This window comes from Mycobacterium sp. TKK-01-0059, assembly GCF_000709305.1.
GTDB lineage: Bacteria > Actinomycetota > Actinomycetes > Mycobacteriales > Mycobacteriaceae > Mycobacterium > Mycobacterium intracellulare.
Map to the genome: position 1 here is coordinate 363616 of NZ_KL446993.1, position 25314 is coordinate 388929.

Genomic DNA, 25314 nt, shown 5'->3' on the forward strand with positions numbered 1-25314 from the left:
CATGGGCCTGGACTATTCGAGTGTGGTGCACGCGCCGATCACGGACGTGTTCGATTGGCATGCCAGGCCGGGTGCCTTCCACCGCCTCTCGCCGCCGTGGCAGCCGATGCGCCTCATCGCCGAGGCATCCTCGCTCGAGGACGGGCGGGCGACGCTGGCGCTGCCCGGCGGCCTGCGCTGGGTCGCCGTGCATCAGCCGGACGGCTACGATCCCCCGCGCCGGTTCGTCGACGCCCTAGGTGGTGACGGCCTGGCCACGCTTCCGGCGCGAATGGCGTTGCGCTGGCGCCACACCCACGAGTTCATAGACATCGGCGATGACCGCACCCGGGTGATCGACCGGGTCGAGACCGCGGTGCCGGGATCGCTGTTGCGGCCCATGTTCGACTACCGGCACCGCCAGCTGGCCGACGACTTGGCCGCCCACCGGTTGGCCGCCGAGAACGGCCTGAAGCGGTCGACGATCGCCGTCACCGGATCGTCGGGGCTGGTCGGTTCGGCGCTGACGGCGTTTCTGCGCACCGGCGGGCACCGGGTCATCCGGCTGGTCAGGCGCGACGCACGCGGCACCGACGAACGGCGTTGGGACCCCGAGGATCCCGACCCGCAGCTGTTGGCCGGCGTCGACGCGGTCATCCATCTGGCGGGCGCCTCCATCGCCGGACGGTTCACCGACAAGCACCGGGATGCCATCCGGGACAGCAGGATTGGGCCCACCCGGCGCCTCGCCGAACTTTTGGCCCGCACCGATCCCCGGCCCGCCGCGCTGATCTCGGCGTCAGCGATTGGCTATTACGGATACGACCGCGGCGACGACACGCTGGCCGAGGACAGCGACCGCGGGGAGGGATTCCTGGCCGACGTGGTGGCCGACTGGGAGGAGGCGACCGCAGCCGCGCAGGAGGCGGGGCTGCGGGTGGTGCGGGTGCGCACCGGCATCGTCCAGTCACCGCGCGGCGGCACGCTGAGGCTGATGCGTCCGCTGTTCGCCGCCGGGCTCGGGGGGCGACTGGGCGACGGCAGGCAATGGCTGTCCTGGATCGGAATCGACGACCTGGTCGATGTGTATCACCGCGCGCTGTGGGACACGGCGCTGTCGGGGCCCGTGAATGCCGTTGCGCCGCAACCCGTCCGCAACGCCGAGTACACGTCGACCCTGGCGGCGGTGCTGCATCGGCCGGCCGTGTTGCCGGTGCCGTCGCTGGGGCCCCGCCTCCTGCTCGGGAGGCAGGGCGCCCGCGAACTGGCCTGCGCGAGCCAGCGGGTGGCACCCCGCAAGCTCGTCGCGGCCGGGCACCGGTTCCGTCAACCCGACCTGACCCAGGCGCTGCGTCACCTGTTGGGACGCGAGCAGTCAACGGTTAGGGCACCCGGCGGACGGTGAGCGGGCCTTCGTGAAGGTCGCGGCTGATGGCCTCGGCGCACGAACGCGCGCGAAGGACCGGGCTCTGGGTTCCCCAGGTATGCAAGAACCCGTCGACCAGGTCGGCCAGCGCAGCCTCGGAACTCCACCGCGGCGACCATCCGAGAACATTACGCGCGCGGTCGGTGTCCAGCAGCGGCAACGAAAACGCCATGTCCAGCCAGCCACGATCGAGGGGTTGCAACCTGGCCCGCCACGACGCCGCCACCAGCAGCCCCAGTAGCGGCGAGGGCACGTGAATCGGGCGTGCCCGCAACGCCTTTGCGATGTCATCGCGGCCGACCGGCGGTTCGGCGGCCAGGTTGAAGGGCCCGAGTGCGCGGCGCTCGATCGCCTTGACGCACGCGTCGGCGACGTCGTCGGCGTGCACGATGGACACGCTCAGCGAGCGGTCCAGCGGTAGCAGCGGCAACCAGCGCACCCAACGCGGGCCCACGTAGGCGGGCAGGGTGTAGCGCCGCAGGCCCAACGCGGCGTCGCGCTGCAGGATGAAACCGGGCCTCATCCGGGTGATTCCGACCCCGTCGGGGTTGTGCCCCTCGTAGCCGTCGAGCATGCGCTCCACCGCGGATTTCGCCCTGCTGTACGCGGAGGATGGTATGCCCGCGGTCGAGAAGGTCTCGTCGACCTTCTGCCCGTATCGCCCGGCGGCGTAGGTCCCCACCGACGACATGTGCAGCAGGTGCGGCACTTTCGCGTTGTGTGCCGCGCTCAATACCGCCGCGCTGCCGTTGACCCCGACCGAGTCCAAATAACGCCTGTTGCGGGTGGGCTGGAAACCCCACGCCAGATGGACCACGCACGCGGCCCCGCGAAAGACCTTGAGCAGCTCGAGCTCCACGCCCGGGTCGGCCAGGTCCAGCTCGTGCCAGTGGGCGGACCGGTACAGGTCGTCCGAAGGCGGTCGCCTCCGGCTGATTCCGACGATCTCATAGTCCGAGTCGTCGGCGGTGAGCCGGCGCAGTAAGGCTGTGCCGACGTTGCCGCTCGCCCCGGTGATCACGATGCGCTTGGGCACCGGCTACCCCCGGCTACTCATCGGCATCCCTGCCGTCACGGCTCTGCCGATACGCGCGGGCGCGCAGGTCGGCGAGCCACCGCGGGTGCAGGCTCAGGCCCGGCGCGGTGTTGACGACGGGATCGAACGACACGTCGCGATGCTGTTCGTCGTCGACGACCGCGATCAGCGTCACGTGGCCCACCGGGGTGAAATGCCCTCTGCCGCAGGCTTGGTCGAGCGCGATCTCGATATTGCCGCGTTCGAGACGGTTGCGGACGTTGGCCAGCGACAAGCCGAGGCCGTCGATGTCGCTCGGGGTGCGGGCCCGCAGCCACCAATTGTGGTTCTGGTAGTGCAACGGCATCAGGGTGGTCAGTGTCTGTCCGTTCCACGACGCGGTCGGCCGCAGCGCCACCGCCCGGGACAGCACCCCCGACCCGGCGGACACGAGCAAGATGTCCCACGGCTTTCCCGCCGGCTCCGGGGGCGTCAACCGGAAAGCCAGGCCGACGAAGTCGGGCAGCGCGCCGGGTGTGCCGCTGGCCTTGGATACCCGGGCAACGACCTCCGACGAGCGGATCGGCAAGCCCTGACCCGCCGGGGCGATGCGTTCGATGAAGCCCCTCGCCAGCACCCCGCTGGGATGAAAGATCCGTTTGCCCCGGATCGCGGAGCCCCACTGGAAGGGCAGCGCCACAAGATCGAAAACGTTCACCGGCGGCGGATTCCCGTTCTGTGTCGGGGGAAACACGCCGCGCGGCGTCCCTGGGTGACGACGGGACGGCTACGGCGCCGCCACAGCGCGAGCGGCGGTGCGCCAGTTGATCATGCGCAGAGCGGGCAGCTGTTGTTGCCCGCTGTAGGAGTGGCTGTCGATGTAGACCTGCGCCATGACCGCCTGCCACGACTCGAACTGGGGTGAGGCCCTCCACATGCCCTCGTAGAGCCCCACGATGACGGCCTTGTTGTCGTCGGTCAGCGCGTAGACCGGGCCGCCGAAGTCGCGACCGTCCACGACCATGTCGGGGATGGCGAAACGGCCGTTGGTGACGGTGCCGACCGGCCCGCAGCGCTGCCCGGTCGAGCGGCGCAGCTGGCACACGGGCAGGCCCGGCTGCGCGCGCAGCCCGGGCGTCGACCGCAACTGCCGGCCCGTGGGCAACACGTCCGAGGCCGTGACATTGCCTGCAAGAGCGATGACTTCGTATTCGACCGGCAGCATCGACGTGTCCGCAGCCGAGTCCGTGTCGACCTGCCGACGGCCGAGGACCACATCGCCGATCGGCTTGCGGTCACGGTCGGTCACCATCGACTGCCCACCGTCGCATTGCCCGCTGGTCAGCGCGACCCGTAACCGCGGCTCGACCATTCCGAGCATGCATACCGTGTTGCCCTGACGAATCTCCATTCCCGGAAACACCGTGATCCCCGGGTCGGCGCCGGCCCATCCCGGTGCGCCGATCAGCATCATGATGGCAGCGGGCGCAAGCGCTAACCGGCACCAGCGGCGGCCGAGCTTTTCCATTGGGCCGCACCACCCCTCGCGTCCGTCCGTCAAGGGATTCGTCGCGTTTGTTACGTGGCCGGCGTATACCCCGCGGTTACGCCGCCAAACACGCATTCACCACCGGGTACATCGGCGCCGTTGCGCACCGTCCAGAAAACGAAACTTTGCTACCGCGCGACGGCGGCGACGCTAGGCTGCTGTCAGGTTGAGTTCACAGCTGCGTCTTTAGCGGGAGCGGTGTGCAAACACTGATCACTCCCTTCTCACCACAATCGATAGGCGCTTCAATGGCTGCTCTTCACTCCGCGGATTCGGCGGACCAACAACATCCCACACGCGGCCGCCACATGGCCCAATTCGCCAGGGCACACGTTTTCGTCTATGCGCGCTGCCTCGCCACGGTGGTGCGCGTCGACGGCGAGATCGATGCCGCGAATGCGAGAGACCTCACCGAAGCCATCCGCGGCTTCGCCCGGCTCAAGACTCCGGTGGTCCTCGATTTGAGCCGACTGCGCTTCCTCAGCGTCGAGGGCTTTCGGGCGCTGCTGTTCGTCAACGACGAGCTCCGCAAAGCCCGCGTGCACTGCAGCGTGGTCACCGGCACGGCGATCCGGCCACTGCTGCGGATCGTGCACGACAACGGGTTGGCGACCACCGACTCGGTACCGGAGGCATTTCAAACCATCGAAGACATCCTTGCGGCGCGGCGGCGTTTCGTGTCCGAGTTGGCCCGGCCGCGACAGCCGCGTAGCCGGGTCCCCCGCAGCGCCGCATCGTGACCCCGATGGGGGTTAAAACACCGCACGGGTTGGCGTTTCGGCTCCCTGCTCGGTTTCGGGCCCAGCGTGACTCGGCAAACACGGATCACCTTCATCAAGTGAATGTTTAAGTTATTGAACAACGTGGTATCTCCCACCGGGCGGCGCGGGGCGGGGCCTGGCGGCTCGCGCCGTGGTTTGCCCGCCTCGTCGGCGGGTATGACCGCGGGTGCCGGGCCAGCGCAGGCCCGGCCATTCCCAGCCGTCCGGGAGGGAGCGCTTGGGCACCATGGGAGCTTTGTCGTTTTCGCCCGCGGGCGCATCACCGCCCGTGACGGGCTCCTGGGGCGGTGACGACTTCGGCGAGTGGCGGTCGGAGGTCCGGCGGAGGGTTTTGGTCGAGGTCGCCGAGTTCGTCGCGCAGCGACGCGCCGCCGACCTGGACGGGGCGGGCATCGAAGCGGTCGGCGACATCCTGGCCGACTTCGTCTCCGGCGGTAAATGCCTGCGGTCGACGTTTGTGTACCTGGGCTGGCTGTGCGGCGCGCCGGCCGACCCCGCGGCGTTGCGGGCCGCGGCGAGCTTTGAGTTGGTGCACGCCTTCGCGCTGCTGCAAGACGACGTCATGGACGGCTCCGCCGTGCGGCGCGGCCGCCCGTCGGCGCACCGGCAATTCGGGCGGTGGTACCGGGAACGCGGACTGCCCGGCCCCTCATGGCGATTCGGCGAGTCCGCGGCCATCCTGCTCGGAGACCTGTGCCTGATCTGGGCCGAACAAATGCTGCGGGACAGCGGAATCGATTCCCGGCGGCTGCAATTGGCGTGGCCGCGCTACGACGCGATGCGCACCGAGCTCGCCGTGGGACAATTCGCCGACCTGATCAACGACGCGCGGCAGGCGCCCGGGCTGGAATTCGTTCTCGATGTGGCACGGCGCAAATCGGGCAACTACACCGTGCGCCGACCCCTGGAGATCGGGGCGGCCATGGCCGGCTGCGGCGCTCACACGCTGTGCCAACTGGGCCGCTACGGCCGCGCCGTCGGCGAGGCGTTTCAGCTCCGCGACGACGTGCTCGGCGTCTTCGGTTCACCCGCGGTAACGGGTAAGCCCGGCGCGATAGACCTGCTCGAGCGCAAGGCAACCAGCGTCGTGGTGGCCGCCCACCAGCTGGCCGATCCCTCGACCCGCCGTGAACTCACCGAGCTGGCGAATCGTGAAGCCCTCGGGCGCGACGCGATCGACAGGTGGAAGGCGCTGATCATCGGGACCGGGGCCGTGGGGCTGATCGAAGAGATGATCGGCGACCGCGTCGCGTCCGCGCGCGCCCACCTCGGGGACCTGCCGATCGAGGAGCCCGTTCGCATCGCGCTGGCCGAAATGGCGGCGGCCTGTACGGATCGCGCCGTATGACCGGTACCGAGTCGGGAGCGCGTTGACCATGCGGACCATCGAAGGACGCACCGATCACGTCGTGGTGGTCGGCGCCGGCCTGGCCGGCCTGTCCGCGGCGCTGCACCTGGCCGGGCGGGGGCGCGCGGTCACCCTGGTGGAACGTGAGCCATGGCCGGGCGGGCGGGCCGGGCGCCTCGACATCGACGGGTACCGGATCGACACCGGGCCAACGGTGCTCACGATGCCGGACATCATCGACGAGACCTTCGCGGCCGTCGGCGAGACAACGTCCGACCGGCTGGAGCTGTCGCCGGTTGATCCCGCCTACCGCGCCGTGTTCACCGACGGCAGCACACTCGATGTGCACAGTGACGCAGACCAGATGGCCGACGCGATCGCCGACTTCGCCGGTTCCGGGCAGGCGGCGGGCTACCGGCGGCTGCGCACCTGGCTGACCAGGTTGTACCGCACCGAATTCGACGGGTTCATCGGTGCCAATTTCGATTCCCCGCTCTCGCTGCTCACGCCGCGGCTGGCGCAGCTGACGGCGATCGGCGGCTTCCGCAGGTGGGATCGCATGGTCAAGCGGCACATCAGCGATGAGCGGCTGCAGCGGATCTTCACCTTCCAGTCGCTGTACGCCGGGGTGGCGCCGCGCGATGCCCTGGCGGTCTACGCGGTCATCGCCTACATGGACACCATCGCGGGCGTGGTGTTCCCGCGGGGCGGCGTGCGCGCGCTGCCCGACGCGCTGGCCGCGGCGGCCACCGACGCCGGCGTCCAATTCCGTTACGGCGCAACCGTTACCGCCCTCGAACAATCCGGCGGCCGGGTCAGGGCCGTACTCACCGAACAGGCCGGGCGCATCTCGTGCGACGCGGTCGTGCTGACCACCGAACTACCCCAGACCTACGCGCTGCTGGGCCGCACACCCCGCCGCGCCGTGCGGTTGCGGGCCTCCCCGTCGGCGGTGGTGGCGCACCTGGGTTGCCCCGCGGTCGCTCGCGACACGGCCCACCACACCATCCTGTTCGGCGAGGCATGGGATCAGACGTTCACCGACATCATCCGCGACGGCCGGCTGATGACCGATCCGTCGTTGCTGGTGACCCGCCCGACGGCCGGCGACCCGGCGCTGGCTCCCGAGGGCCGCGATCTGCTCTACGTCCTGGCCCCCGCGCCGAACCTGGAGCGCGGCACCATCGATTGGTCGCGGGCCGGCGCCGCCTACGCCGAGGGCCTCGTCGCACACGTCGCGGACCGGTTGCTCCCCGGATTGCGGGAGGACGCAACGGTTCTCGACGTCGTCACACCCGCCGACTGGGCCCGTCAGGGCATGGCGGCCGGCAGCCCCTTCGCGCTGGCCCACACGTTCGGTCAGACCGGGCCGTTCCGGCCGGCCAACATGGTGCGCGGCATCGACAACGCGGTGCTCGCCGGTTCCTCCACGGTGCCCGGCGTCGGCGTGCCGACCACCCTGATTTCCGGGCGGCTCGCCGCGGACCGCATCACCGGAGCCGGCACGAGGGCCATCGCCGTCCTCGACACGAAGGCCGGTTTGCCATGATGCGCAGCGAATTGGCCGCGGCCGGAATCGACGATCCGCGGCTGCGCGAGGGATACCGCCGGTGCCGGGAACTCAATGCCGCCCATGGCCGCACCTTCTTCCTGGCGACCCGGCTGCTCGCGCCCGACCAACGGCCGCCCGTGCACGCGCTGTACGGCTTCGCCCGCTACGCCGACGACATCCTCGACGATCTCGATCCGCGGCTGGACCCTTGCAGTCGTGGCAGGCGGCTGCAGCAACTGTCCGAGCGCTTCTTCTCCGACGGCGCCCACCTCGACGATCCGTTGGTGGCGGCGGTGACTCACACCGCACGGCGCTACCGGATCAGCGCCGGGCTCTTCGAGGACTTCCTGAACTCGATGCGGATGGATCTCACGGTCACCGACTATCCCGACCGCGAAGCGCTCAACCTCTACATGCGGGGCTCCGCGGAAGCCATTGGTCTGCAGGTACTCCCGATCCTGGGAACCGTGACGCCGATGGAGGAGGCCGCGCCGTATGCCGCGGCGCTGGGCCGAGCCTTCCAGCTCACCAACTTCCTGCGCGACGTCGACGAAGATCTGGTGCGCGGCCGGGTCTACCTGCCGACCGACGAACTCGCGGCCGACGGCGTGGATCGGGAGCTGTTGACGTGGTGTCATGCGCATCGCCGCACCGACCCCCGGGTGCGCCGCGCCCTGGCCGCGCAGCACGAAATCACGCGTCAGACTTACCGATTCGCCGCGGCGGGGATCGCCACGCTCGCGCGTCGCTCACGGCCGTGCGTGGCAACCGCGGCCGCCCTGTACGCCGAGATCCTGGACTGCATCGAAAGAAGCGAGTTCGCGGTGTTCGACCACCGGGCCACCGTGGGCCGGGCTCGACGGCTTCGGGTCGCCGGTGCGGGACTGATACGGTCGTGGCGGGCGCGAAATGGCGAGCGGGACGATCTCAACTCGGGGGCCGCATGAGCGATCGGTGGCAATACCTTGTGGTCCTGGCCGCATGCCTGCTGATCACGGCGCCGCTGGAGGCGTTGGGCCCCGGCGTCTACCGACAGTGGCGACGCTTCCTCAAGGCGGTGCTGCCGGTCGCCGCGGTGTTCCTGATCTGGGATGAGATCGCCGTCGCCGCGCGCGTGTGGACCTACGACGGCGCGTACCTCAGCGGCCTGAGCATCCCGTTTCGGGTGCCGATCGAAGAGGTGCTGTTCTTTCTCGTCATTCCGGCCTGCGCGCTGCTGACCTACAACGCCGTGGGCGCCATCCTGGCAAGGGTGCACCGGCGGTGAGCGGTCTCGGCTACACCCTGCCCGCCGTGCTGGCGGTATTGGCCGTCTGCGCACTGGAATTGGCGGTGCTGCGCACCGGGCTGTTTCGCCGGCCGGCCTACTGGCTGTCGATGGTGATCGTCCTGGGATTCCAGATCCCGGTCGACGGATGGCTGACGAAGCTCAGCTCGCCCATCGTCAGCTACGACGATCGGCAGCTGAGCGGGCTGCGCTTCCCGTTCGACATTCCGGTCGAAGACTTTCTGTTCGGCTTCGCGTTGGTCACCGCGGTGCTGCTGCTGTGGGAACGGCAACATGCGCGTCGGTGATGCGGGGCCCGCCCCCGCCGACCTGGCAGCCGCGTTCGACGCGGGTGCCGCGGCCTACGACCGGCTGGTCGGCGCCAGCCCGGGCTACCACGCGCAACTGCTGCTGTCGGCGCGCCGGATGCGGATTCCGGCCCGCGGCAAGGGCTTACGGCTGCTCGACGCCGGCTGCGGGACGGGCGCCTCGACGGCCGCCCTGCTCGCCGTCGCGCCCCACGCCGACATCGTCGCCGTGGACGCGTCGCGCGGAATGCTCGACGCGGCGCGCGCGAAGGACTGGCCCGCCACGGTGCGCTTCGTCCACACCCCCGTCGAACAATTGGCGGAGCACGGGATCACCGGGCCCTTCGACGCCATCCTGGCCGCGTACCTGATCCGCAACGTCGCCGACCGCGACGACCAACTGCGCAAGTTCCGCACGCTGTTGCGCCCCGGCGGCACCCTGGCCGTGCACGAGTATTCGGTCCGCGACTCCTGGGCCGCCACCCGCATCTGGCACGCGGTCTGCTGGGGCATCATCATCCCGTCCGGGTGGTGGCGCACCCGCGACACCGCGCTCTATCGCTACCTGTGGCGCAGCGTGCTCGCGTTCGACGGCGCCGCGCGGTTCCGGACCCGCCTCGCCGACGCCGGATTCACCGCCGTGCACAGCGAGACGATGCCCGGCTGGGAAGCCAACATCGTGCACACCTTCCTGGCGGACGCGCCGTCATGACCGCGCACGCCGCCGACCGTCGCCGCCGAACATTGCCCGCACCAACGGGATTGCCGGACGCCGGCGCGCTGCCGTCGCGGCCCCGGGTCGCCGTCGTCGGCGGCGGGATCGCCGGACTGGCCGCCGCCACCGGACTCGCCGAGCGCGGCGTCGCGGTCGAGGTCATCGAACGCGAACCCTACCTCGGCGGTCGGGTCGGCGGCTGGACCGAGCGCGACGGCGGCGTCGACCTCGCGATGAACCGCGGCTTCCACGCGTTCTTCCGGCAGTACTACAACCTGCGCGCCCTGCTGACCCGGATCGACCCGCGATTGCGGATGCTGACTCCCGTCGAGGATTACCCGCTCATCGACGGCGCGGGGCGGCGCGACAGCTTCCGCGGGCTGCCGCGCACCCCGCCGTGGAACGCCGTCGCCTTCGCCGCGCGCAGCCCGACCTTTCGCCTTCGCGACTTCACCCGCATCGATGCCCGCGCCGCCGCGCCGCTGGCCGCCGTGTCGGTGCCGGGCACCTACGAGCGCCTCGACCACATCGACGCCGCGGCGTTCCTCGAAAACATCCGATTCCCCGAGGCCGCACGGCATCTGGCGTTCGAGGTGTTCTCCCGCAGCTTCTTCGCCGACCCCGCCAAGCTGTCCGCGGCCGAGTTGGCGACCATGTTCCACATCTACTTCCTGGGATCGGCCGAGGGCCTGATCTTCGACGTCCCGTGCGCGAACTACGACGGCGCGCTGTGGCAGCCGTTGTGCGGCTACCTCGAGGGGCGCGGGGTGCGGTTTCGGCTCGGCACCGCCGCCCTGGGCATCGAGGGGGATCCGGCGGGGCGCTTTCGCGTGCACACCGATTCCGACGAGCCGCTCGACGTCGACGCGGTGGTGCTGGCCACCGACGTCGCGGGCCTGCAGCGGATCGTGGCGGGATCGAGCGGCCTTGGCACCGATGACTGGCGGGCCCGGATCTCGCGGCTGCGCACCGCGCCGCCGTTCGCCGTGCACCGGTTCTGGCTCGATCGCCCCGTCGCGGCGCGGCGCCCGGCGTTTCTGGGCACGGCCGGGCACAAGCCGCTGGACAACATCAGCGTGCTGGAACGCTACGAACGCGAAGCCCGCGCGTGGGCGTGCGCGCATCAGGGTTCGGTGGTCGAATTGCATTCCTACGCATTGGATTCGGCGCCGTCGCGCGCCGCCGCGCTGCGCCGGCTGCACGCGGTGTACCCGGAAACGGCGGCGGCACACATCGTTCACGAGAGGCTGCTGCACCGCAGCGACTGCCCGCTCTTCGCGCCGGGCACCTATACGGGCCGCCCCGCGGTGATCACCCCCACACCGGGCCTGGTGTTGGCCGGCGACGCCATCCGGATCGACCTGCCGGTGGCGCTGATGGAGCGCGCCGCCACCACCGGGTGGTGCGCCGCGAACCAACTGCTGAAACGCTGGGGACTGGCCGGACACCCGTTGTCCACGGTGCCCACCCGGGGCCGCTCAGCACTGCTGCGATGGCTTGCCACCCGCGAGGGAGCCGCCCGGCGATGAAGATCCGCGACCAGCTGCAAAGCCTGCGGACGTGGCCCAAAGATTGGCCCCTGCAGGTGATCCCGCGTTCGTCGTGGGCCGATCAGCGCCCGACCTATCGCGACGCACAACCCGCCATCATCGACGCCGCGCTGCGCCGCTCACAAAATCGCCCCACCGGCAACTGGTACGCGTTCGCCGCCAGCCGGCAGGTGGTCGGCGGGCGGCCGTTCGGCGCGCTCGTCGCCGGCGTCGAGGTCGTCGCCTGGCGCGACGAGCAGCACCGCCTGTGCGTGGGACCGCGCAGTTGCCCGCACCTGGGAGCCGACCTCGCCACCGGCACGGTGCACCGCGGCACGCTGGTGTGCCGGTGGCACGGGCTGACCCTGGACGGGCGCGCCCGCGAATTCGGTTGGAGCCCATTGCCCGGTCACGACGACGGCATCCTGGTCTGGGTGCGGCTCGATGCGGTGGGACGGGAGGCGCCACTGGAGCTGCCGGTGATTCCGGACCGGCCGACCGGCGACACCCTGGCCGCAGTCGCCCGCATGGAGGGCGTCTGCGAGCCGATCGACGTCATCGCCAACCGGCTCGATCCGTGGCATGGCGCCTGGTTTCACCCGTACTCGTTCACCCGCCTCGAGGTGCTCACCACACCGACCGAACACGCCGACCGCTTCTTGGTGGCCGTGACGTTCCGGATGGGACGCCTGGGGGTGCCCGTCGTCGCGGAGTTCAGCTGCCCGGAGGCCCGCACGATCGTGATGCGCATCGTGGACGGGGAGGGGGCGGGCAGCGTCGTCGAAACCCATGCCACCCCAATCGGTTTGGGCCCCGATGGCCGCCCCCGCACTGCCGTCCTGGAAGCCACCATCGCGCACTCGGGGCGGCCCGGGTTCAAGCGGGCATCCCGGGTGGCGCCGCTGATCACGCCGCTCATGCGCTTCGCGTCCAGCAGGCTCTGGCGCGACGACCTCGCCTACGCCGAGCGTCGTTACCAGGTACGCGCCGCACGGGGATGACTTCGGGTTTCTTCGCAGTGCGGCGGCGCCGGCGTTCGGCGCGGCCGCGGTGTCATGTTGCGTACTCGCGCGGCGGACGCCGCGGACCCGGACCCGCGCCGGCGGAACGGACGGCCGACCGCCGCCACAGCACCCACCCGGTGACCAGCACGAGCGCAGCGAAAACGATTGCGGCGGGCCACATGGCCAGTTGGGCAAGCCACACACGCCGTTGCAGGCGCAGCACTTTGCGCTGGGTGCGCCGCAGGCGTTGCGACGTCTCGATCACGGTCATCGCCCCCACATACCCGGGGCGCGCCCGTTCAAACCGCGGCCGGTGGACACAAAGAATTGACTATTAAATAAATGAATCGCATGGACGATTCGCGGTCCTCCTCAGCGGGAATGCCCTCGCGCAACACCCGGGAAGGAGAGCCATGAGCATCGACAGCACCGGCGACGGCGTCACGCAGGCCGTGGGGAAAGTCACCGAGGCGCTGGAGACCATCGAGCGCGCCCGGGGACACCTGTACTCCTTCCACCAACTCACCGGCCACGCCGACCTGCAACTCGATGCGGCGGTGTCGCGGTTGCTCGAACTGGGCCACGCCGATCTGGCCCGACACATCAGCCGCGAGTTGATCGGACGCAACGTCCTTCCGGGGCGCTGGAGCTTTCAGGTGATCGAAGACTACGACGACGGCTACTACCGCTGCTTCAAGGAGATCGAACAGCTGGTCCGAACCCAACTCGCGGGCGGCCAGCGCCACCGCTACGAGATGGCCCTGAAAGAGGACCGGCGCACCGCAGGCCACCCCGCCCACACCGCGTCCCCCCGCGACGAATCAGGCAAAGGCGAAAACCTATGAGCGACACGGTGCGCAGCGACGAGACGGCCGCGAAAACCAGCGGCTAAGGCACGGTGATCCGGTCGGAGTGCCGTAGGCTGATGGCCACCGACCGGACCTGGCCGCGCGCAGCGGTCCCGAAACGCTGGTCGGCGTATCTTGGCGAAGGATGCGGGTAAGTGACCAAGCGCGGCGCCGCTGACCGGCGAATCGATCGAGGCGAACTCGAGAAGTTGATGTCGGCGGACATGCGCGCGATCACCGCGCAGTCCGACCGCATCGGGCGGCACTTCGCGCGGCAAAACGAGGTCAGCGGCACCGACTTCCACGCGCTGCTGCACATCATGGTCGCCGAAACCGCCGGGACGCCCTTGACGCCGGCGCAATTGCGGAGGCGCATGGACGTATCGCCCGCCGCGATCACCTATCTCGTCGACCGCATGATCGACGCCGGGCACGTCCGGCGCGAACCGGACCCGCAGGACCGCCGAAAGACGCTGCTGCGCTACGAGAAGCCCGGAATGGCGCTGGCGCGCTCATTCTTCACGCCGCTGGGCGCCGAGCTGCATACCGCCCTCGCCGACCTGCCCGACCGCGACTTGGCGGCAGCCCATCGGGTGTTCACGGCGATGATCGAGGCGATGTCCACCTTCGAATCCGCGCTCACCGCACCGACTCCCAAAAAGCGCACCGCGGCGAAAGGCCGACGGAGTGCGGGAACGGCGAGCCGTACCCCGGGGTGACGGCCGGACCGCGAAGCTACGTAACGCGGACGAGGTCGACGTCGCGCAGCGCCGCAAGGTCTGCCGCACCGCAGCCGTGCAGGCATACCCGAAGCTCATCGATGAACGGCTGCAGCCGATCCAGCACCGCCGCAGTGGATTCGATCGCGGCCGGCAGCAGCGGCCGGGCCACGGCCACGACGTCGGCCCCCAGGGCGATCGCCTTGGCCGCGTCCATCCCGGTTCGGATGCCACCGGACGCCACCAGCGGGATCTCCGGCAGCGCCTCGCGCACCTCCACGACCGCACGCGCGGTGGGGATTCCCCAGTCGGCCAACTCCGGATGGCGCAGTTCGCCGTAACGCACGAACTGTTCGACCCGCGACCACGACGTGCCGCCGGCGCCCGCCACGTCGATTCCGGCAACCGGGAGCGTGCCGTCGGCCCCAAGGAGTTCGGCCACCGCGGCGCCGCCGATGCCGTGGCCGACCTCCTTGAGCAACACGGGGTAGCCGAGGGCGTCGGCCGCTTCGCGCAGCCGGTCCACCGAGCCGGAGAAGTCGGTGTCGCCGTTGTGTTGCATCGCTTCCTGCAACGGATTGGTATGAACGGCAAGCGCGTCGGCGCCCACCCGATCGAGGGCCTTGGCCAGGTCCGGCACGGCCGCCTTCGCCAGCTGGGATAGCCCAATGTTGCCGAACAGCAACGCATCTGGGGCGACGTCGCGAACCGTGAAGCTGTCCGCGGCGCGCTCCCCCAGCGCGCTGTCGAGCATGATGCGCTGCGAGCCGAGCATCATGCCGACGCCGAGCTGTTGGGCGGCGGCCGCCAGATTGCGGTTGATCGTCCCGGACAACTCTGCGCCCCCGGTCATCGCGCCGATGAGGATCGGAGAGCGCAAGTTGGCACCGAAAAACGTGGTGGACAGGTCGATGTCGCCCAGGCTGGTCTGCGTGAGCGCGTTGTAGGGCAGGTGATACCGGTCCAGGCCGGTGGTCACGCCGGCATAGCCGACCGGCTCGCTCAGGCACACGTCGATGTGCCGCCGCTTGCGATTCTTCATCGCGCCACGGTCAGCGGTCATCGCCGGCAGGCCTCGCGTCCATCAATGTCTCCGCATCGCGTCCATAATGTTCATAGTGCCCCCTTTCGCGCACCGGCATGCCGACTCCGTGGCGCTGCGTCGTTTCAGTTGATTAATGTTTAACTAACTGAAAGGGTTGTGTTCGTGGTGTGGGAGCCCTTGGCCACCGCTGTGACGGGTCGACGTTCGTGGCTGCTCGCGCTGGTCGCGGCCCTGCTGGGGGCCGGTTTCATGGTTCTCATCGGCGAGAACGCGGCGGCGGGCCAGTCACCGAAATCGCTGCCCGACGACTCCGCGTCGGCCGAGGTGGACGCGCTGTCGCGGCAGTTCCCCGGCGGGGACCGCGCCCCGGTGATTGTCGTGGTCAGCCGGACCGACGGCGCGGTGCTCAGCCCCTCGGACGTTTCGGCCGCACGCGCGGCACGCGATCGGGCCCAGGCCGCCGCGCCGCCCGGCGGGGATGGCGCGGCGCCCGCGCTGCCGTCGACCGACGGAAAGGCCGTCCTGGGCATCGTGCCGATCAGCGGCGGCCTGTCGGGGCTTGACCTCGACCGCACGGTCACGGCGCTGCGCACGGCCGCGGCGAGCGGCCTGCCCACGGATCTGCAGGTGCACGTCACGGGCGGGCCGGCGTTCGGCGCCGACATCGCCAGCGCCTTCACCAACGCCAACATCACCTTGCTCGCCGTGACGACGTCGGTGGTGGCGCTGCTGCTCATCGCCACGTACCGGTCCCCGGTGCTGTGGCTGGTCCCGTTGCTCGTCGTCGGATTCGCCGACCGGGTCGCGGCCGCGGTCGGTACGGCGGTGGCGTCGCTGACCGGGCTGAGCTTCGACGGCGCCACGTCGGGCATCACCAGCGTGCTGGTGTTCGGGGCGGGCACCAATTACGCGCTGTTGTTGATCTCCCGGTATCGCCAAGAGCTACGACGCCATTCCGGGCACCGCGTCGCCCTGCGGCACGCCGTGCGCCGGGCGGGGCCGGCCATCGTTGCCAGCAATGCCACCGTGGTGCTGGCGCTGCTCACGCTGCTGTTCGCGGCCACTCCGAGCACACGCAGTCTGGGCGCGCTGGCGGCGTGCGGCCTCGTGGTCGCCGCGGTGTCGGTGCTGGTCATCCTGCCGCCGATGCTGGCCGTGTGCGGCCGCCGATTGTTCTGGCCGTTCATCCCGCACACCGACGACGCCGAGGACCGGGATTCCGGTGCCTGGCGGCGCATCGCGGAATCGGTCGCCCGTCGTCCCGCGCTGGTTGCGGTGGTCGCGATCGCGGTGCTGGCCGCCCTGGGCACGGGCTTGTGGGGGACCCGGATCGGGCTGTCGCAGACCGAGCAGTTCCGCGTGCGCGCGGATTCGGTGTCCGGTTACACCGTTGTGGCCGAACACTTCCCGGCCGGCCTGGCCAACCCGACACTGGTTGTCGCGCCCACCGCCCACGCGTCGCCCGTGCGGCAGGCGATCGGGGCCACGCCCGGCGTCGTCTCGGTGACCGAGTCCGGCCGCTCGGAAACGGGGCTGACGAAGTGGTCGGTGGTGATCGACGCACCGCCGTCGTCCGACCGGGCGTTCGGCATCGTTGCCGCACTGCGGGATTCGACCCGGGCCGCCGACCCCGGCGCGCTGGTGGGCGGCGCCGACGCGCAGGCCCTCGACGTCCGGGACGCGGCCGCGCATGACCGCGTGCTGCTGATCCCGGCGATCCTGGCCGTCATCCTGGTCGTCCTGTATGCGTTGCTGCGATCCGCCCTCGCGCCGCCGACCCTGCTGGCCGCGACGATTCTGGGTGCCCTGGCCGCGTTGGGCATGGGCGGCTGGGCGAGCATCCATATCTTCGGTTTTCCGGCACTGGACAACACCACCCCGCTGTTCGCCTTCCTGTTCTTGGCCGCCCTCGGCGTGGACTACACCATCTTTCTGGTCACCCGCGCCCGCGAAGAGGCCGCACGGCACGGCGCGCGCGACGGGATGGTGCGCGCGGTGTCGGCGACCGGAGGCGTAATCACCAGCGCGGGAATCGTTTTGGCCGCCGTGTTCTGCGTGCTCGGGGTGCTGCCGTTGATCGTCCTGACGCAGTTGGGGATCATCGTCGGCCTGGGCATCCTGCTCGACACCTTCGTGGTGCGCACCCTGGTCATCCCGGCGTTGTTCGCCCTCATCGGCGACCGAATCTGGTGGCCCACCAGCCCCGCCAATGCCGAACCCGTTGAACAACAAGCGGATCGGGCCCAACGCGAACGGAGCACGCCGTGAACAAATCGATCTTAGGTGCGACGGCCCTGGGCGTCGCCGCGGCCGCCGGCGCCGGCAGCGTCGCCAGCGCCGACGCCGCCTCGCCGTGGTACGCGCGGCTTCGCAAGCCCGCGTACCAGCCGCCGCGCGCCGCCTTCCCCGTCGCGTGGACCACGCTCTACGCGGACATCGCGGTCACGTCGGCGGTGGCCATCGACCGGTTTCGGGCCACCGGGCGCCATGACCAGGCGCGCAGCTACGCCGCTGCCCTGGTGGTCAATCTGCTCCTCAACGCCGGGTGGAGTTGGCTCTTCTTTCGGTACCACAAGCTCGGTGCGGCCGCTGTCGGTGCCGCGGCGCTGACGGCCAGCAGCGCCGACCTGGTGAGGCGCACCGCGCAAGCCGGCCCGCGGGGCGGGCCGGTGCTACTGCCCTACCCGGTGTGGTGCGGCTTCGCGACCATCCTGTCCACCCACATCTGGCGGCTCAACCGTTAAGGGGCCGAATCATGCCCGCCCTGTTGTGGTTTCGCCGCGATCTGCGGCTGCGTGACCATCCGGCGCTGCTCGCCGCGGCCGAGGCCCACGAGGTGCTCGCCTGCTTTGTGCTCGATCCGCGGCTGGAAAGCTCGTCGGGACAGCGCCGGCTGCAGTTCCTCGGTGACTCGCTGCGGCGGCTGCGCGCGGACCTCGACGGGCGGCTGCTCGTCACCCGCGGGCGGCCCGACACCCAGATTCCCCGCATCGCCAAGGAGATCGGCGCGACGTCGGTGCACATCTCCGAGGACTTCGCGCCGTTCGGCACGCGCCGCGACGAACGGGTGCGCGCCGCGCTGGGCGCGGTCCCGCTGGTGGCGACCGGCTCGCCGTACCTCGTCTCGCCCGGACGCGTCACCAAGCCGGACGGCTCCCCGTACCAGGTGTTCACACCGTTTCTGCGGCAGTGGCACAAAGTCGGTTGGCCGGCCCCGGCCACATCGGGCGCCGCCTCCGCGCGCTGGCTCGATCCGGCGCGCCTGCGGGTCGAGCACTGCGAAATCCCCGACCCCGGTGTCCCGCTCGATGTCGCCGCCGGCGAGGCCGCGGCGCGCGCCCAGTGGAAGTCCTTCCTCGACAACGGATTGAAAAGCTACGCCGACGACCGCAACAGGCCCGACCTGCACGGCACCAGCCGAATGTCGGCGCACCTGAAATTCGGCACCATCCACACCCGCGCCCTGGCCGCCGACCTGGACCTGCGCGGCGGCGGGGCGCAGGCGTACCTGCGGGAGTTGGCTTTCCGCGATTTCTACGCCGACGTGCTGCACCACTGGCCCGCGAGCGCGTGGCGCAACTGGAACAAAGATTTCGACGGCATCCCGACCGACTCCGGCGCCGAGGCCGAGCGCCGCTTCGCGGCGTGGAAGGCCGGTGAGACCGGTTTTCCCTTCGTCGACGCCGGGATGCGGCAGCTGCGCGAAACCGGGTTCATGCACAACCGGGTGCGGATGAGCGTCGCGTCGTTTCTGGTCAAGGACCTTCATCTGCCGTGGCAGTGGGGCGCGGCATGGTTTCTGGACCAGCTCGTGGACGGGGACATGGCGAACAACCAGCACGGCTGGCAGTGGTGTGCGGGCTGCGGCACCGATGCCGCGCCCTACTTCCGGGTGTTCAACCCGACGACACAGGGCGAAAAGTTCGACCCCACAGGCGATTACATCCGCCGCTGGGTGCCCGAGCTGCGCTCGGCCGATGACGCGCACCTGCGCAAGGGCCGGCGCCCGGACAACTACCCGCAGCCCATCGTCGACCACGCCGCCGAACGGGCCGAAGCGCTGCGGCGCTATCAGAGCATCTGATCTCGGCGCTCGTTTGCCTTAATCGCGCACCCGTAGCCGATGGGCATGCCATGATCGGCCGATTCACGGGTCAAGCCATTCGGGAGGCGACAATGACCGTCATCCGCGCGCTGCCGGTTTCGTGCGCTGCCGCCGGCCTCATCACCGCCGTCGCGGGCTGTTCCTGCTCGATCGGTTCGTCGCACGCGGTGAGCAGGAGCGAGGTCGCCGGCCAGATCTCCGCGAAGATGACCGACGCCGCGGGCAACAAGCCCGAGTCGGTGAACTGCCCGAACGACCTGCCCGCAACCCTCGGCGCGCAGGTGACCTGCGAAATGAAGGTCAAGAACCGGCCGTTCGGCGTCAACGTCACGGTCACCAGCGTCGAGGGCGGCGACGTCAAGTTCGACATGGTGGAGATGGTCGGCAAGGAGCAGGTCGCCGCCGCGATCAGCACCCAGCTCGGCCAGCGGGTGGGCAGAAAGCCGGACTCGGTGACCTGCCCCGACAATCTGAAAGGCGTTGCGGGCGCGACACTTCGGTGTCAGATCACCGACCACGGCCAGAAATACGGTGTGCTGGTGACCGTCACGAACGTCGCCGCGGGCGACGTCAACTTCCATTTCAAGGTCGACGACCGGCCGCAACCGGACAGCTAGCGGGAGGCCTTTTTCCGTTCGATGTCGGCCAGGGCGGCGGCGAGTTCGGCACGCTGCGCGGCCGAGCTCTCCCAGGCGAGCTGGCGGTTCTTGACCACCTTGGCCGGCGCGCCCACCGCGATCGAGTAGTCCGGAATCACGCCGCGCACCACCGCATGCGATCCCAGCACACAACCGCGCCCGACCGACGTGCCCCGCAGCACCGACACCTTGACCCCCACCCAGGTGTCCGGGCCGATCCGCACCGGGGACTTGACGATGCCCTGGTCCTTGATGGGCATGTCGATGTTGTCCATGCGGTGGTCGAAATCGCACACGTAGCACCAGTCGGCCATCAGGACCGAATCGCCGAGCTCGATGTCGAGGTAGGCGTTGATGACGTTGTCGCGGCCCAGCACCACCTTGTCGCCGAACCGCAGCGAACCCTCGTGCGCGCGAATGGTGTTCTTGTCACCGATGTGGACCCAGCGGCCGATCTCGAGCTGCGCGAGCTCGGGCGTGGCATGGATTTCCACGCCCTTGCCGAGAAAGACCATGCCGCGGGTGATGATGTGCGGGTTGGCCAGCTTGAACTTCAGCAACCGCCAGTAGCGCACCAGGTACCACGGGGTGTACGCGCGGTTGCGCAGCACCCACTTCAGCGAGGCCAGCGTGAGGAACCTGGCCTGGCGCGGGTCGCGCAGGTTCGATCCACGCCAGCGGCGATGGACCGGGGCGCCCCACATGCTCGTCATGGCCGGAAAGCCTAGTCGAGAGCCCAAGCGATACCCTCACGTGTACTCGACCGCCGCACCTGCGCACGCCCTGGGGAAGGACTTGGAAACCGACGTGCTTGCCCGACACCTCGTCAGTGGGCTTCGGCGTTGCTCATCCGCGCTGCTGGCGGCGGCGCTCGTGGCCGGGGTCGGCGGCTGCGGCACCACCGACTCGTGGGTGGACGCATCGGCCGCACAAGGCTGGCCGGCGCAATACGCCGACGCCGCCAACAGCAGCTACACCCCCACCGGCGGGGCCACCAAGTTGTCGTTGCAGTGGACCCGGTCGGTCAAGGGGAGCCTGGCCGCCGGACCGGCGCTGAGCGCCCGGGGCTATCTGGCACTGAACGCCCAGACCTCGGCGGGTTGCTCGCTGATGGAGTGGGAGAACAACCACAACGGGCGCCAGCGCTGGTGTGTGCGGTTGTTCCAGGGCGGCGGCTTCGGCGGGCCGCTGCTCGACGGCTTCGACAATCTCTACGTCGGCCAGCCCGGCGCCTTCCTGTCGTTCCCGGTGACGCAGTGGACGCGGTGGCGCCAGCCGGTGATCGGCATGCCCACGACGCCGCGGTTCCTCGGTAGCGGCGAGTTACTCGTCGCCACGCACCTGGGGCAGGTGCTGGTTTTCGACTCACATCGCGGCCAGGTGGTGAGCAGCCCGCTCGATCTGGTGGACGGCATCGATCCCACCGATGCGACGCGCGGGCTCGCCGACTGCGCGCCGGCGCGCCAGGGCTGCCCGGTGGCGGCGGCCCCCGCCTTCTCGGCCGCCAACGGGATGGCGGTGCTCGGCGTCTGGCAGCCGGGGGCACCGGCCGCGGTGCTGGTGGGCCTGAAGTACCACCCCGGGCAGACGCCGCTGCTGACCAAGGAGTGGACCAGCGACGCCGTGGGCGCCGGCCCCATCGCCAGCCCGGTGCTCTCTGCCGACGGGTCGACCGTCTACGTCAACGGCCGCGACGAACGCCTGTGGGCGCTGCGCACCGCGGACGCGAAGGTGAAGTGGTCGGCGCCGCTGGGATTTCTGGCGCAGACTCCCCCGGCGATCACCCCGCAGGGGCTGATCGTCTCCGGTGGCGGGCCCGACACGCGGCTCGTCGCGTTCAAGGACGCCGGCGATCACGCCGACCAGGTGTGGCGCCGCGACGACGCCGTCCCCCTGTCGTCGTCGAGCCTCGCGGGCGCCGGCGTCGGCTACACGGTGGTCGGCGGACCGCCCGCCAACGGCGCCCCCGGGATGTCGGTGCTGGTCTTCGATCCCGGTGACGGCCACACGCTGAACAGCTATCCGCTGCCGGCGGCCACCGGGTATCCGCTCGGGGTTGCGGTCGGCACCGACCGGCGGGTGGTGGTCGCCACCAGCGACGGCCAGGTCTACGGTTTCGCGCCGGCCTGACCGGGACATACTCCTTACGTGCCGATCGACGACCCCACAGCGCAGGACGCCGCGACCACCACAGCGGAGGGCCGGCGCGCAAGCACCGCGGACATCGTGGCGACGCTCGTCCTGCTGGTCATCCATGGCGGCCTCTACGGGGCGACCTTTGTGGTCCTGGGCCTGCTGGTGATGAGCACCGACCCGTGCAGCTATCAGAAGTGCGGCGATCCCGCCTGGATCGACCGGGCCATGAACCTGGGCACCTGGGGCGGGGCCGCCCTCTTGGTCGCCGACGTCGTGGTCGCCGTGTACCTGCTGGTGCGCGGGAGGAGGGCCTTCTTCGTCCCGATCATCGGTTGCCTCGCCCAGGTGGCGCTGGCGGCGCTGGCCGTGGCGATGGAATTGCGGGCCGGGCCGGTCTGAGCCGTGGTCAGATGGCCAGCGGCGGGATCGCGTTGCGCGGCACCTGGGCCTGGGCGGGCCCCCCGAACGCCGGCAGCATCTCGCCCGGGGCGAAGTAGAAGATCAGCTGATCGTCGGTGATGGCGAAATTCTGATAGTGCGACGGATCATGGCCCGTCGACGGCAAAATCGCGGCGCCCAAAGGGGTTTGACGTTCCAGGTCGCGCTGCACGATCGGGAAGATGGCGTCCAGCGGCGTCGTCCCCGGCGGGAACAGGGTGTCGAAGGTGATGGGCTGCTTCGTCCCGAGGTTGTAGTTGAACGCCTTGTACCAGATCGACGACCGCGTTCCCCCGACGTCCTGGAAGAACTTGAGCACCACGCTGCGGGTGTTGTGCGGCGGCTGACCGGCGCTGTGCTGGTCGGTGGTGGCCTCCAGCTGGTACGGCTGGTCGCGCCCCCCGGAACTCTGCGCGACGTTGACGAAGCCGTCCCGGTTTTGGGTGATGTAGTCGGTCAGCGCCTGTTGATCCGGGTAGTCGGTGGGAAACGTCATGGTGAGCATGTAGTTGGGGCCGGTGGCGTGCACGCGGCACATCTGGCCGGCCTCGACGCTGCCGCCGAGGCTCGCGCACGACGGCGGCTCGGCGGCGGCCGGCCAGCCCAACAACACCGCCGGTGCGAGCAGCGCAGCGGCTATCAGATAACGCATCGTGGAATTGTCCTCGCAAACTAGCCAGGGCGGGGCGTGACCGAAAAAGTAACTGCCGCCAGCGTACCGGGCGCTACCGGGACGCCCGGCAAACGAACGCCGTCGCGCGCCCCGAGGTTCCCGACCCGATCCGGGTGATGACCGCCGACAGCGGCCGGCGGCCCCGCAGCCGCATCCGTTTGCGCAGCGCGTCGGGGTCGACCCGCACCCCACGGACCAATACCTCCAGCGACCCACAGTCCAGCGCCGAGAGCGCCTGCCGCAGCCGTCGTTCGTCGAAGACCAGCCGCTCGATCACCTCGAAGCCCCGCACCCCGGCCGGCAGCCGATCACCCGAGAGGTAGGCGATGTCGGGATCGAGCTGCCACAGCCCGTGCCGCGCGCCGTAGTGGCGCACCAGCCCGGCCCGGATGACGGCGCCGTCCGGGTCGACGATCCACCGCCCGACCGGCCGCACGCCGCAATCGTCGGGGTCGGCGTCGGTGACCTGTTCGCCGCGGTCGAGGACGCTCGCCCGCCGGGTGACGCCGGGCCGGGCCAATCCCGACGACCACAAGCAGGCTTCCCGGACCGAGCCGCGATAGGACGTCACCTCGATCTCGCCGTCGAAGCCCAGCCGTCGCACCTCGTCGAAATCGATTCCGGGAGCGCACTTTACGACAAAATCCCGGCTGCGATACGCCTCCAGCAACGCGGCCAGGCCGGGCTGATAGTCGTCGATGCGCAGGCGCCGCCGACCCTCGGCGCGGCGCGCCGGATCGACGACGAGCACGGCGTCGCGGGTCACCGGGTGCAGCGCGTCGGCGCGGCAGAGCCCCGCGACCCCCACGTTGTGGCGCGCCATGGCCAGCCGCACGGCGTCGACGTCGCTGCCCACCGCGGTGATCCCGCGGCCGCGCAGCGCGGCCAGCTCGGTGCCGATCGAACACGTCGCGTCGTGCACGGCGGCGTCCGGGGCGGCCTCGGCCAGCCGACCGGCCCGGTGCACCGCCACCGGCGCGGCGGTGGCTTGCTGCAGCGCCTCGTCGGTGAACAGCCAGTCCGACACGGCGCACCCCAGCCCGCTCAGTTTCTCCGCGGCGCGGCGGCGCAACAGGACGGTCTCCACCAGCACCGCCGCCCGCTCACCGAAGCGGGCGCGGGCCGCGGCGACGTCGGCGACCCGGGTGGCGTCCGTCAGCTCGAGTTCGGCGACGGCAGAAAGCGCCGCGGCGCCGGCTTGCGACCGCAGGTAGCCGACGTCGTCGGCGCTGAATTCGATGGCCCGGCTCCGGCGCTCAGGAGGGTTTGACCCCGGTCACCATCACGTTGTAGAACCAGCCCTTCGGCACCACGCGGCGCCACACATTGGCATCCGCCCAGCTCAGCGCCTTCCAGCCGTTGAACGCGAATTTCGCCCAGCCCCAGCCCAGCCGCCCGGCCGGCACCGACGCCTCGAAGGTGCGCACCGGCCAGCCGAACATCGCGGCGGTGAACTCCTCGCTGACGGTCCGCACCTCGGTGGCGCCGGCGTTGGCGGCCATCCGCTCGAGGTCACCGGGCGTGAAGGTGTGCAGGTCGACGATGGCCTCCAGCGCCGCGGCGCGGGAGGATTCGTCGAGCTCGGCCTGCGGGCGCCGCCAGCTGCCCAGGCCCGGCAGCTTGGTGACGTTGGTGGCGATCCGCCAGGTCAGCGTGGACAGCTCGCGGGCGTAGACGTCGCCGGCGCTGGTTGGTTCGCCGGCGAAGACGAACCGCCCGCCCGGGCGCAGCACCCGGATCACCTCGCGCAGCGAAAGCTCGACATCGGGAATGTGGTGCAGCACGGCGTGCCCGACGACCAAATCGAAGGTGTTTTCCTCATACGGGATGCCCTCGGCGTCGGCCACCCGGCCGTCGATGTCCAGCCCCAGGGACTGCCCGTTGCGGGTGGCGACCTTCACCATGCCCGGCGACAGGTCGGTCACCGACCCGCGGCGCGCGACCCCGGACTGGATCAGATTCAGCAGGAAAAACCCTGTGCCGCAGCCCAATTCGAGGGCCCGGTCGTAGGGCAACTCCCGCAGCACCGCGTCGGGCACGATGGCGTCGAAACGGCCCCGCGCGTAGTCGATGCAGCGCTGGTCATAGGAGATCGACCACTTCTCATCGTAGGTTTCGGCCTCCCAGTCGTGATAGAGCACCTGGGCCAGCTTGCTGTCGTGCCGGGCGGCCTCCACCTGCTCGGCGGTGGCGTGGGGCGTCGGAACGGCGTCGGTCGAACTCGTCATGCAGGGCAGC

The 25314-nt window shown here is 70.2% G+C and carries 27 protein-coding genes; 18 read left to right on the plus strand and 9 right to left on the minus strand.

The window, feature by feature from the left end; all coding sequences use genetic code 11:
* Position 1: 1 nt before the first annotated feature.
* Positions 2-1384: a TIGR01777 family oxidoreductase gene (locus K883_RS01885; RefSeq protein ID WP_036453536.1), complete on the plus strand. Its 1383-nt coding sequence runs from the start codon at positions 2-4 to the stop codon at positions 1382-1384.
* Here the strand turns inward: K883_RS01885 and K883_RS01890 are convergent.
* From K883_RS01890 to K883_RS01900, 3 genes are all read right to left on the minus strand, one after another.
* The gene (locus K883_RS01890) at positions 1362-2441 is read right to left on the minus strand and encodes an NAD-dependent epimerase/dehydratase family protein (RefSeq protein ID WP_036453546.1); all 1080 of its coding nucleotides are present in this window, start codon (positions 2439-2441) and stop codon (positions 1362-1364) included. The two genes, K883_RS01885 and K883_RS01890, sit on opposite strands and share 23 nt — an antisense overlap.
* A gap of 13 nt (positions 2442-2454) precedes the next feature.
* Positions 2455-3138, minus strand: a complete 684-nt coding sequence (locus K883_RS01895) for a hypothetical protein (protein WP_036455240.1) — start codon at positions 3136-3138, stop codon at positions 2455-2457.
* Between the two features lie 69 nt (positions 3139-3207).
* A complete protein-coding gene (locus K883_RS01900; RefSeq protein WP_036453547.1) occupies positions 3208-3948 on the minus strand; it encodes an Rv1815 family serine proteinase in 741 nt (246 codons plus the stop codon).
* A gap of 329 nt (positions 3949-4277) precedes the next feature.
* On the opposite strand from K883_RS01900, the gene K883_RS01905 reads away from it, so the two are divergent.
* The 9 genes from K883_RS01905 to K883_RS01945 all read left to right on the plus strand — a co-directional run bounded on the left by K883_RS01905 (position 4278) and on the right by K883_RS01945 (position 12471).
* Positions 4278-4709 (plus strand): STAS domain-containing protein, encoded by a 432-nt coding sequence (locus K883_RS01905; protein ID WP_008259101.1) that lies wholly within the window; start codon positions 4278-4280, stop codon positions 4707-4709.
* A 268-nt stretch (positions 4710-4977) separates the two neighbouring features.
* Positions 4978-6099, plus strand: a complete 1122-nt coding sequence (locus K883_RS01910) for a polyprenyl synthetase family protein (protein ID WP_170320605.1) — start codon at positions 4978-4980, stop codon at positions 6097-6099.
* 28 nt (positions 6100-6127) lie between these two features.
* Positions 6128-7648, plus strand: coding sequence for a phytoene desaturase family protein (gene crtI / locus K883_RS01915; protein WP_036453548.1), 1521 nt, complete (start codon positions 6128-6130; stop codon positions 7646-7648).
* On the plus strand, positions 7645-8598 hold the full coding sequence (locus tag K883_RS01920) for a phytoene/squalene synthase family protein (protein ID WP_036453550.1): 954 nt from the start codon (positions 7645-7647) through the stop codon (positions 8596-8598). The genes crtI and K883_RS01920 overlap by 4 nt, the downstream gene beginning before the upstream one ends.
* On the plus strand, positions 8595-8918 hold the full coding sequence (locus K883_RS01925; protein WP_008259109.1) for a lycopene cyclase domain-containing protein: 324 nt from the start codon (positions 8595-8597) through the stop codon (positions 8916-8918). The genes K883_RS01920 and K883_RS01925 overlap by 4 nt, the downstream gene beginning before the upstream one ends.
* On the plus strand, positions 8915-9226 hold the full coding sequence (locus K883_RS01930; protein WP_008259111.1) for a lycopene cyclase domain-containing protein: 312 nt from the start codon (positions 8915-8917) through the stop codon (positions 9224-9226). The genes K883_RS01925 and K883_RS01930 overlap by 4 nt, the downstream gene beginning before the upstream one ends.
* The gene (locus tag K883_RS01935) at positions 9213-9938 is read left to right on the plus strand and encodes a class I SAM-dependent methyltransferase (RefSeq protein WP_008259112.1); all 726 of its coding nucleotides are present in this window, start codon (positions 9213-9215) and stop codon (positions 9936-9938) included. Before K883_RS01930 ends, K883_RS01935 begins: the two co-directional genes overlap by 14 nt.
* Positions 9935-11470, plus strand: a complete 1536-nt coding sequence (locus K883_RS01940) for an FAD-dependent oxidoreductase (protein WP_036453552.1) — start codon at positions 9935-9937, stop codon at positions 11468-11470. Before K883_RS01935 ends, K883_RS01940 begins: the two co-directional genes overlap by 4 nt.
* On the plus strand, positions 11467-12471 hold the full coding sequence (locus tag K883_RS01945; RefSeq protein WP_036453553.1) for a DUF5914 domain-containing protein: 1005 nt from the start codon (positions 11467-11469) through the stop codon (positions 12469-12471). Before K883_RS01940 ends, K883_RS01945 begins: the two co-directional genes overlap by 4 nt.
* 52 nt (positions 12472-12523) lie before the next feature.
* Here K883_RS01945 and K883_RS01950 read toward each other — a convergent pair whose 3' ends face one another.
* Positions 12524-12745, minus strand: a complete 222-nt coding sequence (locus K883_RS01950) for a hypothetical protein (RefSeq protein ID WP_036453559.1) — start codon at positions 12743-12745, stop codon at positions 12524-12526.
* 142 nt (positions 12746-12887) lie between these two features.
* On the opposite strand from K883_RS01950, the gene K883_RS01955 reads away from it, so the two are divergent.
* Both K883_RS01955 and K883_RS01960 read left to right on the plus strand, forming a co-directional pair.
* A complete protein-coding gene (locus K883_RS01955; RefSeq protein WP_020823265.1) occupies positions 12888-13319 on the plus strand; it encodes a hypothetical protein in 432 nt (143 codons plus the stop codon).
* A gap of 158 nt (positions 13320-13477) precedes the next feature.
* A complete protein-coding gene (locus tag K883_RS01960) occupies positions 13478-14041 on the plus strand; it encodes a MarR family winged helix-turn-helix transcriptional regulator (protein ID WP_020823266.1) in 564 nt (187 codons plus the stop codon).
* Between the two features lie 16 nt (positions 14042-14057).
* On the opposite strand, the gene fni is transcribed toward K883_RS01960, so the two are convergent.
* Positions 14058-15104 carry a type 2 isopentenyl-diphosphate Delta-isomerase gene (fni, locus tag K883_RS01965; RefSeq protein ID WP_036453561.1) on the minus strand — a complete coding sequence of 349 codons (1047 nt, stop codon included), beginning with the start codon at positions 15102-15104 and terminating at the stop codon, positions 14058-14060.
* Between the two features lie 144 nt (positions 15105-15248).
* Here fni and K883_RS01970 point away from each other — a divergent pair, with 144 nt between their 5' ends.
* The 4 genes from K883_RS01970 to K883_RS01985 all read left to right on the plus strand — a co-directional run bounded on the left by K883_RS01970 (position 15249) and on the right by K883_RS01985 (position 19808).
* The gene (locus K883_RS01970) at positions 15249-17354 is read left to right on the plus strand and encodes an MMPL family transporter (protein WP_255358914.1); all 2106 of its coding nucleotides are present in this window, start codon (positions 15249-15251) and stop codon (positions 17352-17354) included.
* Complete coding sequence (locus K883_RS01975) at positions 17351-17830, plus strand: TspO/MBR family protein (RefSeq protein ID WP_036453565.1); 480 nt, start codon at positions 17351-17353, stop codon at positions 17828-17830. The genes K883_RS01970 and K883_RS01975 overlap by 4 nt, the downstream gene beginning before the upstream one ends.
* Before the next feature lie 11 nt (positions 17831-17841).
* Positions 17842-19170: a cryptochrome/photolyase family protein gene (locus K883_RS01980; protein WP_036453567.1), complete on the plus strand. Its 1329-nt coding sequence runs from the start codon at positions 17842-17844 to the stop codon at positions 19168-19170.
* Positions 19171-19262: 92 nt separating this feature from the next.
* The gene (locus K883_RS01985) at positions 19263-19808 is read left to right on the plus strand and encodes an anti-apoptotic protein (protein ID WP_036455241.1); all 546 of its coding nucleotides are present in this window, start codon (positions 19263-19265) and stop codon (positions 19806-19808) included.
* On the opposite strand, the gene K883_RS01990 is transcribed toward K883_RS01985, so the two are convergent.
* Entirely contained in the window at positions 19805-20542 is a 738-nt protein-coding gene (locus tag K883_RS01990; RefSeq protein ID WP_008259129.1) for an acyltransferase, read from the minus strand. The genes K883_RS01985 and K883_RS01990 overlap by 4 nt on opposite strands.
* Before the next feature lie 82 nt (positions 20543-20624).
* On the opposite strand from K883_RS01990, the gene K883_RS01995 reads away from it, so the two are divergent.
* Positions 20625-21959, plus strand: a complete 1335-nt coding sequence (locus K883_RS01995; RefSeq protein ID WP_036455242.1) for an outer membrane protein assembly factor BamB family protein — start codon at positions 20625-20627, stop codon at positions 21957-21959.
* A gap of 18 nt (positions 21960-21977) precedes the next feature.
* On the plus strand, positions 21978-22364 hold the full coding sequence (locus K883_RS02000; RefSeq protein ID WP_014380767.1) for a DUF6264 family protein: 387 nt from the start codon (positions 21978-21980) through the stop codon (positions 22362-22364).
* A gap of 7 nt (positions 22365-22371) precedes the next feature.
* On the opposite strand, the gene K883_RS02005 is transcribed toward K883_RS02000, so the two are convergent.
* The 3 genes from K883_RS02005 to K883_RS02015 form a co-directional block, all read right to left on the minus strand.
* Positions 22372-23055: an esterase gene (locus K883_RS02005; RefSeq protein WP_036453573.1), complete on the minus strand. Its 684-nt coding sequence runs from the start codon at positions 23053-23055 to the stop codon at positions 22372-22374.
* A gap of 73 nt (positions 23056-23128) precedes the next feature.
* Positions 23129-24316 carry a THUMP-like domain-containing protein gene (locus K883_RS02010; protein WP_179945080.1) on the minus strand — a complete coding sequence of 396 codons (1188 nt, stop codon included), beginning with the start codon at positions 24314-24316 and terminating at the stop codon, positions 23129-23131.
* 16 nt (positions 24317-24332) lie between these two features.
* Positions 24333-25304: a class I SAM-dependent methyltransferase gene (locus K883_RS02015; protein ID WP_036453576.1), complete on the minus strand. Its 972-nt coding sequence runs from the start codon at positions 25302-25304 to the stop codon at positions 24333-24335.
* Between the last annotated feature and the right edge of the window lie 10 nt (positions 25305-25314).

Excerpts from the sequence above, each read along its gene's own strand:
- crtI (WP_036453548.1), top strand. The coding sequence starts at position 6,128 with ATGCGGACCATCGAAGGACGCACCGATCACGTCGTGGTGGTCGGCGCC.
- K883_RS01905 (WP_008259101.1), top strand. The coding sequence starts at position 4,278 with ATGGCCCAATTCGCCAGGGCACACGTTTTCGTCTATGCGCGCTGCCTC.
- K883_RS01955 (WP_020823265.1), top strand. The coding sequence starts at position 12,888 with ATGAGCATCGACAGCACCGGCGACGGCGTCACGCAGGCCGTGGGGAAA.
- K883_RS01885 (WP_036453536.1), top strand. The coding sequence starts at position 2 with ATGGGCCTGGACTATTCGAGTGTGGTGCACGCGCCGATCACGGACGTG.
- K883_RS02005 (WP_036453573.1), bottom strand. The coding sequence starts at position 23,055 with ATGCGTTATCTGATAGCCGCTGCGCTGCTCGCACCGGCGGTGTTGTTG.
- K883_RS01900 (WP_036453547.1), bottom strand. The coding sequence starts at position 3,948 with ATGGAAAAGCTCGGCCGCCGCTGGTGCCGGTTAGCGCTTGCGCCCGCT.
- K883_RS02015 (WP_036453576.1), bottom strand. The coding sequence starts at position 25,304 with ATGACGAGTTCGACCGACGCCGTTCCGACGCCCCACGCCACCGCCGAG.
- K883_RS01945 (WP_036453553.1), top strand. The coding sequence starts at position 11,467 with ATGAAGATCCGCGACCAGCTGCAAAGCCTGCGGACGTGGCCCAAAGAT.
- K883_RS01950 (WP_036453559.1), bottom strand. The coding sequence starts at position 12,745 with ATGACCGTGATCGAGACGTCGCAACGCCTGCGGCGCACCCAGCGCAAA.
- K883_RS01935 (WP_008259112.1), top strand. The coding sequence starts at position 9,213 with ATGCGCGTCGGTGATGCGGGGCCCGCCCCCGCCGACCTGGCAGCCGCG.
- K883_RS01980 (WP_036453567.1), top strand. The coding sequence starts at position 17,842 with ATGCCCGCCCTGTTGTGGTTTCGCCGCGATCTGCGGCTGCGTGACCAT.
- K883_RS01990 (WP_008259129.1), bottom strand. The coding sequence starts at position 20,542 with ATGACGAGCATGTGGGGCGCCCCGGTCCATCGCCGCTGGCGTGGATCG.
- K883_RS01910 (WP_170320605.1), top strand. The coding sequence starts at position 4,978 with ATGGGAGCTTTGTCGTTTTCGCCCGCGGGCGCATCACCGCCCGTGACG.
- fni (WP_036453561.1), bottom strand. The coding sequence starts at position 15,104 with ATGACCGCTGACCGTGGCGCGATGAAGAATCGCAAGCGGCGGCACATC.
- K883_RS01920 (WP_036453550.1), top strand. The coding sequence starts at position 7,645 with ATGATGCGCAGCGAATTGGCCGCGGCCGGAATCGACGATCCGCGGCTG.
- K883_RS01940 (WP_036453552.1), top strand. The coding sequence starts at position 9,935 with ATGACCGCGCACGCCGCCGACCGTCGCCGCCGAACATTGCCCGCACCA.
- K883_RS01985 (WP_036455241.1), top strand. The coding sequence starts at position 19,263 with ATGACCGTCATCCGCGCGCTGCCGGTTTCGTGCGCTGCCGCCGGCCTC.
- K883_RS01925 (WP_008259109.1), top strand. The coding sequence starts at position 8,595 with ATGAGCGATCGGTGGCAATACCTTGTGGTCCTGGCCGCATGCCTGCTG.